This window comes from Neobacillus sp. C211 (assembly GCF_051842875.1).
Lineage (GTDB): Bacteria > Bacillota > Bacilli > Bacillales > Cytobacillaceae > Neobacillus.
This window is the reverse complement of the sequence record NZ_JBPXRO010000029.1, coordinates 13,572-27,310: the sequence shown is the minus strand read 5'-3', so window position 1 is coordinate 27,310 and position 13,739 is coordinate 13,572. Positions and strand designations below refer to the sequence as shown.

At 36.0% G+C, this 13,739-nt stretch carries 12 protein-coding genes and 3 pseudogenes; 9 read left to right on the top strand and 6 right to left on the bottom strand.

Annotated elements, in window-relative coordinates; translation table 11 throughout:
• Positions 1-625: 625 nt before the first annotated feature.
• Positions 626-775 carry a hypothetical protein gene (locus ACSU6B_RS22500; protein WP_410888510.1) on the bottom strand — a complete coding sequence of 50 codons (150 nt, stop codon included), beginning with the start codon at positions 773-775 and terminating at the stop codon, positions 626-628.
• Positions 776-1,291: 516 nt separating this feature from the next.
• On the opposite strand from ACSU6B_RS22500, the gene ACSU6B_RS22495 reads away from it, so the two are divergent.
• Complete coding sequence (locus ACSU6B_RS22495; protein ID WP_410888509.1) at positions 1,292-1,963, top strand: nitrilase-related carbon-nitrogen hydrolase; 672 nt, start codon at positions 1,292-1,294, stop codon at positions 1,961-1,963.
• A 793-nt stretch (positions 1,964-2,756) separates the two neighbouring features.
• Here the strand turns inward: ACSU6B_RS22495 and ACSU6B_RS22490 are convergent.
• From ACSU6B_RS22490 to ACSU6B_RS22480, 3 genes and pseudogenes are all read right to left on the bottom strand, one after another.
• A complete protein-coding gene (locus ACSU6B_RS22490) occupies positions 2,757-3,722 on the bottom strand; it encodes a 3-hydroxyacyl-CoA dehydrogenase family protein (protein WP_410888508.1) in 966 nt (321 codons plus the stop codon).
• A gap of 164 nt (positions 3,723-3,886) precedes the next feature.
• Positions 3,887-5,138, bottom strand: a pseudogene (locus ACSU6B_RS22485) (GntT/GntP/DsdX family permease).
• A 316-nt stretch (positions 5,139-5,454) separates the two neighbouring features.
• Positions 5,455-5,607: pseudogene (locus ACSU6B_RS22480) on the bottom strand (IS3 family transposase); the annotation flags it as partial.
• A gap of 613 nt (positions 5,608-6,220) precedes the next feature.
• Between ACSU6B_RS22480 and ACSU6B_RS22475 the strand changes: the two are divergent.
• The 3 genes and pseudogenes from ACSU6B_RS22475 to ACSU6B_RS22465 form a co-directional block, all read left to right on the top strand.
• Complete coding sequence (locus ACSU6B_RS22475) at positions 6,221-6,457, top strand: SDR family NAD(P)-dependent oxidoreductase (RefSeq protein WP_410888507.1); 237 nt, start codon at positions 6,221-6,223, stop codon at positions 6,455-6,457.
• 137 nt (positions 6,458-6,594) lie between these two features.
• On the top strand, positions 6,595-6,939 hold the full coding sequence (locus tag ACSU6B_RS22470) for an SDR family NAD(P)-dependent oxidoreductase (protein WP_410888506.1): 345 nt from the start codon (positions 6,595-6,597) through the stop codon (positions 6,937-6,939).
• 855 nt (positions 6,940-7,794) lie between these two features.
• A pseudogene (locus tag ACSU6B_RS22465) lies at positions 7,795-8,058 on the top strand (transposase); the annotation flags it as partial.
• A gap of 583 nt (positions 8,059-8,641) precedes the next feature.
• On the opposite strand, the gene ACSU6B_RS22460 reads toward ACSU6B_RS22465, so the two are convergent.
• Together ACSU6B_RS22460 and ACSU6B_RS22455 are read right to left on the bottom strand one after the other, a co-directional pair.
• Positions 8,642-8,890 (bottom strand): hypothetical protein, encoded by a 249-nt coding sequence (locus tag ACSU6B_RS22460; protein WP_410888505.1) that lies wholly within the window; start codon positions 8,888-8,890, stop codon positions 8,642-8,644.
• A gap of 203 nt (positions 8,891-9,093) precedes the next feature.
• Positions 9,094-9,312, bottom strand: a complete 219-nt coding sequence (locus ACSU6B_RS22455; RefSeq protein ID WP_410888504.1) for a hypothetical protein — start codon at positions 9,310-9,312, stop codon at positions 9,094-9,096.
• 599 nt (positions 9,313-9,911) lie between these two features.
• Between ACSU6B_RS22455 and ACSU6B_RS22450 the strand changes: the two genes are divergently transcribed.
• The 5 genes from ACSU6B_RS22450 (at position 9,912) to ACSU6B_RS22430 (ending at position 13,704) form a co-directional block, all read left to right on the top strand.
• Complete coding sequence (locus ACSU6B_RS22450; protein WP_410888503.1) at positions 9,912-10,034, top strand: hypothetical protein; 123 nt, start codon at positions 9,912-9,914, stop codon at positions 10,032-10,034.
• A complete protein-coding gene (locus ACSU6B_RS22445) occupies positions 10,031-10,180 on the top strand; it encodes a hypothetical protein (RefSeq protein ID WP_410888502.1) in 150 nt (49 codons plus the stop codon). The genes ACSU6B_RS22450 and ACSU6B_RS22445 overlap by 4 nt, the downstream gene beginning before the upstream one ends.
• Before the next feature lie 298 nt (positions 10,181-10,478).
• The gene (locus tag ACSU6B_RS22440) at positions 10,479-11,966 is read left to right on the top strand and encodes an aldehyde dehydrogenase (RefSeq protein WP_410888501.1); all 1,488 of its coding nucleotides are present in this window, start codon (positions 10,479-10,481) and stop codon (positions 11,964-11,966) included.
• 125 nt (positions 11,967-12,091) lie between these two features.
• Positions 12,092-12,871, top strand: coding sequence for a 2-keto-4-pentenoate hydratase (locus tag ACSU6B_RS22435; RefSeq protein ID WP_410888500.1), 780 nt, complete (start codon positions 12,092-12,094; stop codon positions 12,869-12,871).
• A 44-nt stretch (positions 12,872-12,915) separates the two neighbouring features.
• Entirely contained in the window at positions 12,916-13,704 is a 789-nt protein-coding gene (locus ACSU6B_RS22430) for a 2-keto-4-pentenoate hydratase (RefSeq protein ID WP_410888499.1), read from the top strand.
• Positions 13,705-13,739: the final 35 nt, after the last annotated feature.

Genomic DNA, 13,739 nt, shown 5'->3' with positions numbered 1-13,739 from the left:
ATAAAGAAATATATCGGAGAACTTGGGATGGATGCAAACGACTTTGCAGCACATAGTTTAAGAAGTGGATTATCAACAAGCGCAGCAATGATGGGAATGACAGAAATAGTATTATGAAACAAACAGGTCATAAAACTAGGGAAATGGTTGATCGATATGTTCAGGCAGGTCTACGTTATAAAAACAATGCAAGCAGCATTTTAAAAAACTTATAATTTCCGGATTTTCAGTGTGTTCGAGATTTGCATTTAAACGAAATTATCTTTTCTTTTATGTACAACTACCCACCTAATTTGCGCTACTGACTAATTGTCAGATAATTGTATTAAACTACAAAATTTGCTCCTTATTTATTAAGGAAAGATGAAAACATTGTGATTTGGAAGAAGCGCTCATGATAGGGATGTTTGTTTTGATTTCTATTTAAATCGCCGTCGGGCCATTTAGGAAAAATAACCTTGATAATATTAGAATACTTTATGAGGTATTTTGTCTTTTTAAATTCATAAAACATACTGCCATAAACATAAACTGCATTTTTACTTTCTAAATACACATAAAACAGGCATAACATCGTTATGCCTGTTTTATAAATAAATTCTCTCCTTAATGAAGGAGCATTTTACTAATTTTTTATTCCATTTTCTTGCTGTTCTGTTGTGCATTGTATTGGAAAGTATTCTCTAATTTGATTAAATAAACTTATTAGATACTCATTAATTGCAAATCTATCTTCCTTAACAAATTCACTGAACAGAATTTGATTTTTTTTCAATTTTCTCTCCCCTTAATTAATATTTCTATGGATTTTGCAGTACGGTAATTAATTTAATTTTAATGTACTAGCCTGCCTTCGCTAAATATAATGATAGAAACTTATGCCATTCACCTGATTTGATCATACCAGAAAGCGCTTTCATTTTCAAAGATTTCCAATATTCAAGTTTCGACGGCAATTTATTTCAATATATACCAAGATTTTAACTTTATAAGAATAAATTCATATTCGATTAGTGGTGTGAGAGGTCGGGGGTTAGTCACCCCCTCCTACTCGATTTATTAAAGGTCCATATTCTAGAATTAAAGAAGGAAATTAAAAGGTGCTTCTTGAATTTTAAGTTAAGCAGAAAAATAATATTAAATTGTAATAAGTGTAGGGATTTCAATGGATTTGTATTACGAAGTTAATGGTAATGGTCATCCTGTGGTTCTCCTCACTAGTGGTGCTGATGTACGAAACTGGACATTTGTCGCATCTCTTTTAGCAAACACTACAAGGTAGTTGCTTTTGATGGACGTAGGACCGGTAAAAGGTAATCTTATCGGTAAGCACCGAAAGTTAAAGCCAACGGGTCCCGAGCGATACATTTGGGGTGAGGGAGACGGCAGTATGATGCAGGTATTTGATACTTTAATAGGACGTCTTGGGGGATTAATGTGTGCTGAGCATATGATACCGTTAAATGTTACAGCAATGAGTTCATTAAATGAACAGGTCCATGTTTCCTCATGGCCGGCATTTAGCTGTAACATAGGAAAGTTGTTTTTGGAAGATCCAAATCGAATAGCATCACAATATTATGCAACGGCAACCCAGACATTCACATTAATGACCAGCCAAATTATTACGCAAGAAATGGCTGACCGACTTTGCATTAATGATGAACAAAGGGAGATGTTTCAACTTGGTGGAGGATGTACACAAATTATTTCACCAGAGGGAGAAACTATTAGCAATGTAGTGCCAAAAGATGAAGAGGGAATTGCATATGCTGAAATAGACCTTGAATTAATTGTTTTTTGTAAATATGCATATGATTCAGCGGGGCATTACTCAAAGCCAAGTGTTCTTAGCTTGAACTTTAATCGTGAACCACAGCAGGCTGTAAAAAAAATAGGTGATCAGCCACAAAAATCTTATCCTTTTGAGTTCCTACAAGAAGCTGAGGTTAGTAGAATTTAAATTTGATAGGATGGGTTATTGTTTAAAGATTTTTTAAACAATGATCCATCCTTTTATCTATTAATGCAAAAATCGTTCCTAGTGGTTATTTCACTTGGTTATATCTAAAAATGAAATTCAGGATTTAGATGCGTAGTTACTGTTAAGAGAAGTGGTGGCCAATATCAGGTCGTTATAGGAAATGCCGTTTCTGATGTTTATACGGCACTATTAAGGGTAAGGAATTTAAGTAGTTCTAATAACAACAGTATCCCAGAGGATGAACAAAAAACAGGGATGCTTAGTAAATTCATCGAAATGCAGGTTATATGGTATAATTTTCAATAAAAAGGGTGAAAAAAAACTCTTAATTTGTATGAATTTGTTAATAAAAGAATAGAAGAACTAACAGTATATTAATCAGAAATTCTAAAATCGTTAAAGGGAGTAACTAATACAGTGGAGGAATTAAGTTTAGAAGAGGAAAAAGAGATATTAGAAAATAAGATGACATTTTATTCAGCAACAGGTGCATTGGCAGAACTAGAAGGACTAAAGAAAGCGCTAAACAATAAATAGCTTTTGAACTAAGAAGGGAATTCTCCTTTGAAGGAAATGTTTCTTCAGTAGCCTTTTTCTTCTTCAAGTAACAGGAGAGTTGAACTTAAAATAAGTGTTTCTTGGGTCCAAGGGTAAATCTAAGTTAATCAACAAAAGCTTTTTCTATCCCAGAATCGGAGACGCTGTACGGAGCAAAAAAAAAGAAGCCGGCTAAACCAACTTCTTTCTCACTATTTTTAAACTGTCACATTGCTTATTTAACTGATGATGCTGTTTTTTCCTTCTTTGCTTCTTTGTCTTGAATTAATTTTAGAAGATCTAGGAAATTATCATCACGTGTATAAATTGCTTTTGCTCCATTATCATCGTATTCATAGAAACCTTTATTTGAACGAATACCATGTTCACTTTTTTCGACCATTTCTTTTAAGAATTTAGGAACTTCTCTTGTATTTGATAAATCCTGCTCGATGTTGTATACCATAGCTTGTGTTGTTTGCAGGCCTGCTAAATCCTGACTTTCCATTGGTCCGCAGAAAGCCCATTTAAAGCCCATGCTTCCTCTGACAGCGATATCAATATCTTCTGCCGTACATACTCCCAATTCAATTAAGTTGAAGCATTCCCGTAGAAAGGCTACTTGTATGCGGTTAACGATAAAGCCGGTAATCTCTTTTTTCAGTACTACTGGAGTTTTACCGATTTCTTTCATTAGGTCATAAGTTACTTTTACGACATTTTCATCTGTCTGCTCAAATTTAGCAATTTCTACAATTGGTACAAGTTGTGGAGGGTTAAAGTAGTGTGTAATGATAAATCTTCCCGGATGTTTTGCTCTTTGTGTTAATTCTTTTAACGGGAAAGTAGATGTATTAGATGCAATAATCGTTTTTTCAGAGACAATGCTTTCAATAATCTCGTAAGTATCTAATTTTGTCTCAAGCACTTCTGGAATAGATTCTAGAATAAAATCAGTATCCTGGATCGCTTCAAGTAAATCTGTTGTATATTTAATATTATCCAAAGTCTGCTCCATTTTTTCTTGTGACAGCATGCCTTTATCAACCATAATTTTCAAGCTGTTCGTAATCATTTTTTTTGCTGTTTCCAATGATGTCTCGCGTCTAGCTTGAATACGTACAATATATCCTGCTTGTGCAAGTAATTGAGCAACGCCATGACCCATAATACCTGCTCCGAGTACTGTGATGATCTTCATTTAAAAACCTCATTTCGTACTATGTTTTCTTCATTTTTCATAATTAGAATAGAAAGTCTATTAAAAATAGGAAGCATCTTACTATTTATTTTTATAATAGTAACTTCATTGTGAAAGGGATTTATCAGATAGCATTCTCTTGGTGTTATGTTAATATATAAAGATTAAACAGAAATATTTTTAATTTGCTTCTTCTTGTTTCCAGCCTCTTCAATCGTGTGAATAACAACTGCAGCAACTAGGATAGCTGCAATGGTTACACCAGCTAATATGACAGAAGTATCCATTAAGAGGACAAGAATAATTCCAACAATTGATGCTACTGATGAAAGAATCGTATATGTCGCAAATGTTTCTTAAATTGATAAGCCAAAAAATTCTTTTACCATCCAGAAGCCAGGATCATTTACGTGTGAAGCAAAAGCTGTTCCGCTCCAGTAGCAAGAGCAACAAGTGCTAAGTTTGCCTCAGGATATGATTCTAGCATTGGAAGCACCAATCCGGCAGTTGATAATGCTGCAACAGTTCCTGAACCTAAACAAATACGGAAAATTACGGCAATAATCCACGAAAGAAGAACTGGAGAAATGGAAACATCAGTAAACAGACTAGCAATATATTCCCCAACTCCGCCATCTATAATAACTTGTTTGAATGCACCACCACCACCAGTAATTAAGATTAGCAAACCAATCGCGTTGATGGATGCCCCTGCAGAGGACGTTAAGTCTTTAATTGGAGTTTTCCTGGCAATTCCCATTGTTTTTGATCTCCTATTGCTTCCGCATTGCCTGTTTTTTCAAAAGCACTTGGGGTTCACTTTTTGTTGATTTTAGGGAACCAAACTCCCGCAACTACAATTGTTGGTATCCCAATAATGATTCCGTATATTAATATCATGGCGAGGTCTGCACCGTACTCCTGTGTAACGGCAGTGATTCCTGGATGAGGTGGCAAGAAGCTGTTTGCGACAACTAAAGCACCTGCTAACGTAAGGCCAAAGTGTGTAATGGAAATCTTTAGTTCCTTAGAAATCATATAGATGATTGGAACTAATAGAATAAAGGCAACGTCCCAGAATAAAGCAATTCCTACGATAAAGGAAGAAGCAGCAATTGCCCATTGCACATTCCTTCTTCCAAACTTATCGATTAATGTCATTGAAATTCGATAGGCTCCACCTGCATCAGCGATCAAACGACCAATCATCGCTCCGAAACCTAAGATTAGCGCTATATGTCCTAAAGTACCTCCTAATCCAGCTTCTACTCAAGTGACTATGTCACCTAGCGGCATCCCTAACGCCAGCGCCACAACAAACGAGGAAATAATCAATGAGATGAAAGCGTTTAATTTGAAGACCGTGATTAAAATAATTAATAGAATAACTCCAAGTGCAACCATTAATAATGGTATTTTCATTGTCCCCCTCTTTTTATATTACCCTAAATCTTCCATTAACTTATAGAATCCCCTTTATCTTAAACATTCAGAAAATAAATATTTTATAGATATGGGAATTTTCTGAATGTTTATAGTATAGTAAAAAGCTATTGAAATATCTAATAGAATATAATTTATAAAAAGGCGGTTTTTTAAAACTATTTTTTATAGTTGTAAGTCAATAACGGGATCTATAAGGAGAAAATATTACAGTATTGATTAATAATTCTTATTTAGAAAATCAGAGCCATATTAGGAGGAGAAAACAAGATGGTAAAAACAGCAACAAAATTTCTCTTGCGAATTTGCCCTTCTCTTTTTCCACAATAAATATATGCTTAAATTGATCAGTATAGGTGATTCCTTTTGAACTTACAGATTTAACGTAATTATTAGCTGATTGCAACTTGATCTCTTTCTCTGTGAAGATCTTTTTACTCATAATTACTCCGTCTCCATGTTTAGTTCGCTGAGTTGTATTTCTTTATTATACAAAAATGTACCCACTAGGTAGACTTTTTTTAAGTTCTATTAGGGTAAATTTTATAGGGAGAACGGCTTTTTTTTGGGAAAAAAAATTTTGGAAGGATTTAAATAGAAAGATGTCTTTTTGTTTATTCGTGGTTTTAATTTTGATTTCCAACTCCCCTTACCCTTTTTTAATTAAATGTTTTTTAGAACTCACTCAGGACAACGAAGTCTAGTCATTATTCCTATTAAAACTTTTCCTTGCACTAGAATTAACAATGTATTCATTGTGTTTAAATATTAATAAAATCTTGAATTTTGGCTCTAGAAGAAAGATTATTTCGATTAGAATTACATGGGCAAAAGATTTAAAATTAAATTAATCAAGATAATATTCCGATATACTTTAATATTAACAATTTTAGACCATAGCACACTGTGTTAAGTTTTGGATGCGATTACATTTGGCTGAGGTATACGGATCAATGCTAGTTTTTGTGCATTTGATAGTTGCACGACAAAAAGGAAACAGACCTTTTTCTTTACAAACCAAAAAAGAGATTACAGAGAAAAGAGGAGATTTTCGCATGTCGAGTCAATCACAAGACTATTTTTTGGAAGGGAGAGTAGTCGTTGTAACAGGTTCTTCACAAGGAATTGGGAAAGCGGTTGAAATTGGTTCATCACAAGCAGGTGCGACTGTATTGGTTACAGGAACCAATCCGGAACGTACGAAGAAAGTCACCGAGGAAGTGGCCCAATTAACAGGGCGGGAAACAGACTACTTTATTGGTGATCTATCAAAAGATGAAAACGTTATCTAGATGGTTGAAAAAGCCATACATAAATGGGATAAAATCGACATTCTTGTCAATAATGCCGGCGGAGGCGTGATTCTCCCGTTCCTTGAACAAACACCGGAAACCTTAAAAAAAACACAATTGACCGCAACCCCTGGACTATGCTGTGGTCATGTTACAGAGTGTTGCCGCATATGGTGAAACAAAATTACGGACGGATTATTAACATAGGGGCAGATTCTGTTCGCAATGGTTTATGGGACCATGCAGCCTATAATGCTGCAAAGGGCGGGGTCTATGCCATTGTTTCCGGATTAGGAAGAGAATTCGCCAAAAATTTAGAACAGCGGGCGTTACGATTACTGAAAAGAGAAGCCCATGTAGAATACCCGCACTCCACTACTCTTCACAATGTGACGAATGTAAGAATCGTTAATAATGAAGAGGATGCCGTAAAAGTTAAATGCAATTTCTCTACCTACCGTACTAAGCGTGACGGATCTTAATAAATCGTCAGATTAGGAAAACATAGGTTTGTTGGCGGTCAAGAAGACATGATTTGAGTATGGCTGCAGAAATTGCAAAAGCCAAGAGCCTCGCAACAGAAAAATAACAGTGGAAATTAGTTTAATTTCATAATTCTTTATGGGGTAAGGGAGCCTAAGGTCTTCTCACTTCTTCCTTATTTGGTGCCCAGCAAGCCGTTAATTGCTAGTTGGTTTAAGTCCAACAGCCAAGACTTCTCGGTAGCTGACAGGTAACTGGTGGCTAAGGTTGAATCCCTGTGACAAAGTTACTCTTTGAGAGTGCTAGCAAATTAACAGACAGGTTGTAACCTAAAGTGAATCCTGTCGCCTCGTCAGAAGAAATACGGGTTTTGCCTATCCTATTCCAAGTCAAATTACAGAATTTTCCTAGGAGGATTAAAACAACTGTTTCATCAGGTGGGGGAGTACCAACCTATTTACTTATTTTGCTCGAGTAGAGTCTAATTAGAAGGGAGCATTTATTATGGTAATGGTTTGTAAAGAACATCTCACAAAAGGATTGGAATTACTTCCTGTTCCACATGTAAAAAAAATGCCTGCCCAAACAAAAAAAACATGTTCCTTTTGTGGCAAACAGGCGGAAATAAAATTATTTCTTCTTCTTAGCGTTAGAGACAAAATATCATTTAACCTGATTCATTCATAGTAATTTAAGATCTAAGCTTATAGCCTTGTATATAAACTTTCTCACCCAATTTGGTTTGCGCTAAAAAAGTGAAAAAAGAATCCACTTCTATTAGAGTTTAAGTAACCACACAAAAACCACACAGAAAGGATAATTTAACGCAAGTAACTCTTGATTTCAACCGGAAAATTAAATTGTCAAGTGATTAAGGATCTCTTTCCTCCCGATACAGGTGAATTTCTCTTTAGAGAATTCGATGAAAAATCGGATTTTCGAAGACTTTAGGAGAGCACATAAAACTGAATGATTCAAGGGCCTATTAACTTCATTCAGATGAAACCCTTAAATGCCAAAAGATTTATCAAATCATTGCTGGGTATTCCGAAGATGACGCTGCAGATCAATTAACTAAAGATCCTGTTTACACACAAATTATTGGAACACCCACATTGCTTCCTTATTCGTAACGTGATGGATAAGAGAAACAATAGAGGAAGAACTTGTTCTTGTTCCCTCCAATTTTGAAATTAATATTAACAAATGAGCTAATAAGCCCATTTGTGGCTCTTACGACGAGGGGATGAATAATTGGATTATTATCTTTTACCAGGAAACTATGTGTCGGTAAGACAATCTCTCTTCAGCAATGTGTGACCACGATATTTAAATAAATCCAAAAGATAATGCTAAGCAATCGTGTAAGTAGAACGATTATCTATTTCCCTAGCCAGCCCCCAACTAAACAAGTCCTTATTTGCCTCTTGATACTCCTGATAAGCCTGTTTTCTTGATTTTTCACGGTCAGTCAGACATAAAAAGTGGTGAGCTGAAAATGACCTAAAATCCTCATAAAAATACGATATAGTACGGAAAGTAACGAACTATCATTGTCGGTTACAAAACGCCAGTTTTGTGTTTTAACAAATCTTTACTAAGCCCATAATGAGCGATATTTATAGGTTGAATTTGTATGCAAGCCTTCAATATAGTTATCTCTGCGGTTGAATTTATCGAGCTTATCTTTATATTGACTCATTATTTGAGTATCGTTTTCAGTTGGCTCTTGCGGATAATAATTAGCCTTAATCTTGTATGTTTTCGGGCAAAATCGTGTAGGTGGTCTTCTTTATATAAAACGGTTTCCAGCATTTTATCTTCAAGCCCTATGTCCAAATCATAAGCAACATCTGACCGAAAAACATATCGAGAAAATACATCAGCAGAAACAATAATATGAGTTGGGAATTGGATATCTTCCACATCATCATATCTCGCTCCGCCCATTCCTTTTTTTACGAACGTTGTTCAAGCAGTAAATCATTTTATCGGTATTAATCCAGACCGTTCCAAAAGATTTGTTTTGTAATGGCTTCTGTTCGTGTCGTTCAAAAATTCTAAGTATCTGCGATAAACCCATTCCAATTTACTATAATAAGTTTTTACCCCAATACCTAGAACATCAATAGTTTTTGAAACTGGCATTTTATTTACCAATAGCTTGATGAATAACGGCTGGATGCCATTTCATTTTTGGTTAAAGGTGGATGCTTTCTTCTGGTCGGCATCATATTTCCCACACTCTTTACACTGCCATCGCTGCGTGCAAGTTTTGCCTTTTTCTCTTTTGTAGAAATAGAGACAGGATGTTCAACTGGATTCTTATCTGAATTTACATACGTTTCCTTATGAAATTGGTATTCAGACACAACATCCTTCACAGAATTAATACGGATTCAGTGTTCTACTTCCTGTGCGATGCTCTAATTAGAATTGGGTGTGGTGGTGCAATCGAATGTCATACCTTGATTAGGATATATAGCGTCACAAGTTAGATTGAATTGTGTCCCGCTTTCCCGATGAGCTTGTACCGATAAGGTTTATTCTTGACCACAGTAAATCGTGTTTGTGGCTTTCCGAACCACTTGCAAAACGGATTGATACAAAAATTATATTGAATGGTATGTTTAATCCCATTTAATCTAAATGTAACTAGAAGAAACAATGGTTATACTATTAACAGCGTATTCATTGTGTTTATATATAAATAAAATCTTGAATTCGGGCGCTAAAAGAAAGATAATTTCGATTAGAATTACATGGTCAAAAGATTTAAAATTAAATTAATAAAGATAATATTCCGATATATTTAAATATTAACATTTTTAGATATTGATATTATCTGAAATATACATTAGACGCTGATTACCTCAGCACATTGGCTTAACTTTTGGATGCGATTACATTTGGCTGAGGTGCCCGGGTTCGATGCTAGTTTTCGTGCATTTGATAGTCACGACAAGAAGGAATGAACAGGGAAATTCTCCAAGCGACGGATGAAGAACAAATGCGTTCCTTTTGGCGTGAATGGGATAAACGGAGGACAGCAGCGGAAAGCAAAAATGAAGAAGCTGGGAAGGTGAAAGTATGAACATAACACGTCAGGAAATTGAGGATCTTTTAGTCCATGAGGGGGAACCTCTTGATGAGTTTAAGCTAAAGGAGTGGGCTACATTATTCGCAAGCAATGGAACGTATGTGATTCCGACCATCGGAAATTCTGATGCGGACTTTTAAAAATTTCTTCGTTCATGATAATCGAGCCCGTCTAAAACAGGGGCGTTACGATTATTGAAAAAAGAGGCCCATGTAGAATATCAGCACTCAACCACTCTTCACAATATCACGAATGTAAGAATCGCCGCACGGAAAAGTAAGCATTATCTTATAATTTAGGTTGGGTCAGACGCACACTTTTTTAACTCTTTTAAGTGAAGTGGAAAGTTCCATTAACAAATTAGCATTAACATAAAACATGTAAGCATTAACGCTATATTTAGAAAATATTAAAATCAAAACCAAGGAGGAATTATGAATGGTGCAAGTCGAAACTAAAACAGTAGTTGAACCTATCGTAAAACCATTTGATTGTTTACATTATATCGACGGTAAATTTGTTGAATCTGTAGATGGAAAATCGTTTAATAACGTGAATCCTGTAACTGAGGAAGTTTATGGTACAGTTGCAGAAGGAAGCGCGGCAGATATTGATTTAGCTGTTAAAGCTGCTAAACGTGCTTTTGAAGAAGGCCCATGGGGAAAAATGGCTGTAAATGAACGTTCAAGAATTATCCGCAAAGTTGGTGACATTCTTGAAGCAAGACAAGAAGAAATCGCACAATTAGAATCATTAGATACTGGTAAGCACCTTAAATTCTCACGTCATGTTGATGCTCCTCGTGCAGCAGCAAACTTCCATTTTTTTGCTGATTACATGATTTCTATAGGAACAGAGGCATACCAAGATGAAACTCACAATGCGCTTAACTACGGATATCGCCGCCCGATTGGAGTAGTAGGATTAATCCAGCCATGGAATCTTCCATTATTCTTATTAACATGGAAATTAGCTCCAGCTTTGGCTGCAGGATGTACAGTAGTGATTAAGCCATCTGAATTAACCCCAATGACTGCAACAAGATTAATGGAAATTCTTAAAGAAGCTGGTGTTCCGGATGGAGTTGTAAACTTGGTTCACGGTTTTGGACCTGGTGCTGGAAGTGCAATCAACAAACACACTGACATTGCAGGTATCGGTTTTATCGGGCAAGTATCTACAGGTGCTAAAATCATGGCAGAAGCTGCGCCTACACTAAAAAAGCTTTCTTTCGAATTAGGCGGTAAAAACCCTAACATTATATTTGCAGATGTAGATATTGATGAAGTAGTGGCAACAACCATTAGATCAAGTTTTACAAATCAAGGGGAAGTTTGTGTCTGTGGTTCAAGAATCTATGTTGAACGCCAAATTTTTGATGAATTCGTAGAAAGATTTGCATCTAAAACAAGAGAATTAAAAGTTGGCGATCCATTTGATATGAGCAATGATCAAGGCGCATTAGTCGCCAAAGTACACTATGATAAAGTAATGAGCTACCTGAAAATTGCTGAAGAAGAAGGCGGTACTTTCGTTACAGGCGGTAAGCGCCCTGATGGTTTGGATAAAGGATATTTCATAGAACCAACCATCATTACTGGCCTAGATGACAAATCTCGTTGTGTTCGTGAAGAAATCTTTGGACCGGTTGTTACAGTTATTCCATTTGACTCAGAAGAAGAAGTGATTGCGGCAGCAAACGATACTCGGATGGGCTTAAGTAACACAATCTGGACTAACGATATCCGTCGTGCACACCGTGTAGCCCAAAAAATTGTATCAGGTTTATCTTACATCAACTGCTGGTTTGTACGTGATCTTAGAACTCCATTCGGAGGTACGAAAGACAGTGGACTAGGTCGTGTTGGCGGTAGTCACAGTTGGGAATTCTACACTGAAATAACTAATATTTGTGTTAAACTTTAATTTTAGTTTTTAACATGGATATGTTGCACGGTTTAAATAAGATATACCGTGCAACTTTTTTGAATGTTTCTCAGCTTATACTAAACAGTGTCAAAATACATTTATAATAGAAAGGATATATTCAATTGACTAGTAAAATTGAAAAGTTTGCTGCTAAATTATTAGAAGCTGAAAAAAAACGCGTTGGAATTAATCCGCTAACTGTGGTAGATCCAGAAATTACTGTCGATGAGGCATATTATATTCAATTGGAAAATATTAAAAAGAAGGTAGCTGTAGGACAGAAAATTGTTGGCAAAAAAATTGGATTAACCTCTGTTGCCGTACAAAAAATGTTGGGTGTTGATGAGCCTGACTATGGACATCTATTAGACAGCATGGTCGTTGAAAATGGAGGTACTATTTTTTGTGAAACCATGCTTCAGCCGAAAGTAGAAGGTGAAATTGCATTTATTTTAAAGAAAGATTTAAAAGGTCCGAATGTGACTGTTCTTGATGTGCTGCAAGCAACAGATTATGTTGTTCCTGCTTTAGAAATTGTTGATAGTCGGATACAAGATTGGAAAATTAAGCTACCAGACACGGTCGCTGATAATGCTTCATCCGGATTATTTGTATTGGGTGGCAAGCCTACAAAAATTAAAGATATTAATTTGGAATTAATGGGCATGGTACTTTTGCAAAATGGTGAAGTTGCGAATACTGGTGTTGGAGCCGCTGCACTAGGAAATCCGGCAACTTGTGTTGCATGGCTGGCGAATCGTTTAGCAGATTATGATATTACTCTTAAAGCAGGTGAAGTAATCCTTTCGGGTGCACTTTCCGGCATGGTTGTCGTTAATCCGGGCGACAATTTTACAGCAAGATTTGCTCATCTTGGTCAAGTAAGCGTTAACTTTAAATAATTGGCTTAAATAGATACTGAATCCGGATTAAAGGAGGAAAAGGAATGGCAAGTGATATTATTAAACAAATTGCTGATTACTTAGTTGCTGCGGAAGTAGAAAAACGTGAAGTTGTAAAGGTAACTAAGACGTTTAAACCTGATTTAACAGTTGAGGAAGCTTATCAGGTACAGGAACTGCTTGTTCAAAAAAAATTAGACGAGGGCCGAAGAATCATTGGCCCTAAGATGGGATTAACAAGTAAGGCGAAGTGGGAACAAATGGGCGTTTCTGAGCCAATTTACGGATTTGTGTTTGATTATATGTTGATCGATAACGGTGGTGTTCTTCCATTTTCTGATCTGATCCATCCAAAAGTGGAAGCAGAAATTGCGTTTTTGATTGGTGAAGATATTGAAGGACCTGGAATTACCGGCTCACAAGTGTTAGCTAAAACAGAGTATATTTTACCTGCACTTGAAATTATTGACAGCCGTTATGAAAATTTTAACTTTACTCACACAGATGTAATTGCTGATAATGCATCTACATCAAGGGTCGTATTCGGTAATACACTTCGAAAACCAAATGACTTTGAACTTGAATTAGTAGGGGCAACTTTATCGATTAATGGCCAAATTAAAGAATTGGGCGCTGGCGCTGCCGTTTTAGGACATCCTGCCAATGCCATTGCAGTATTGGCAAACATGCTCGCCAGAAAAGGAGATAAAATTAAAAAAGGCGAAATCATTTTATCGGGAGCCTTAACAAGTGCAATATTGTTAAAAGTTGGCGACGTTGTTTCAGGTAAATTTGATGGCCTGGGCGAAGTAACTTTCTCTGTTGGTGAATAAATGAGCAATTTTAAAACATATTACAATAGGAAAAT

Coding starts and splice junctions, on each gene's coding strand:
- ACSU6B_RS22495 (WP_410888509.1), top strand. CDS start 1,292: ATGGACGTAGGACCGGTAAAAGGTAATCTTATCGGTAAGCACCGAAAG.
- ACSU6B_RS22490 (WP_410888508.1), bottom strand. CDS start 3,722: ATGAAGATCATCACAGTACTCGGAGCAGGTATTATGGGTCATGGCGTT.
- ACSU6B_RS22475 (WP_410888507.1), top strand. CDS start 6,221: ATGTCGAGTCAATCACAAGACTATTTTTTGGAAGGGAGAGTAGTCGTT.
- ACSU6B_RS22470 (WP_410888506.1), top strand. CDS start 6,595: ATGCTGTGGTCATGTTACAGAGTGTTGCCGCATATGGTGAAACAAAAT.
- ACSU6B_RS22460 (WP_410888505.1), bottom strand. CDS start 8,890: ATGGGCGGAGCGAGATATGATGATGTGGAAGATATCCAATTCCCAACT.
- ACSU6B_RS22450 (WP_410888503.1), top strand. CDS start 9,912: ATGAACAGGGAAATTCTCCAAGCGACGGATGAAGAACAAATGCGTTCC.
- ACSU6B_RS22445 (WP_410888502.1), top strand. CDS start 10,031: ATGAACATAACACGTCAGGAAATTGAGGATCTTTTAGTCCATGAGGGG.
- ACSU6B_RS22440 (WP_410888501.1), top strand. CDS start 10,479: ATGGTGCAAGTCGAAACTAAAACAGTAGTTGAACCTATCGTAAAACCA.
- ACSU6B_RS22430 (WP_410888499.1), top strand. CDS start 12,916: ATGGCAAGTGATATTATTAAACAAATTGCTGATTACTTAGTTGCTGCG.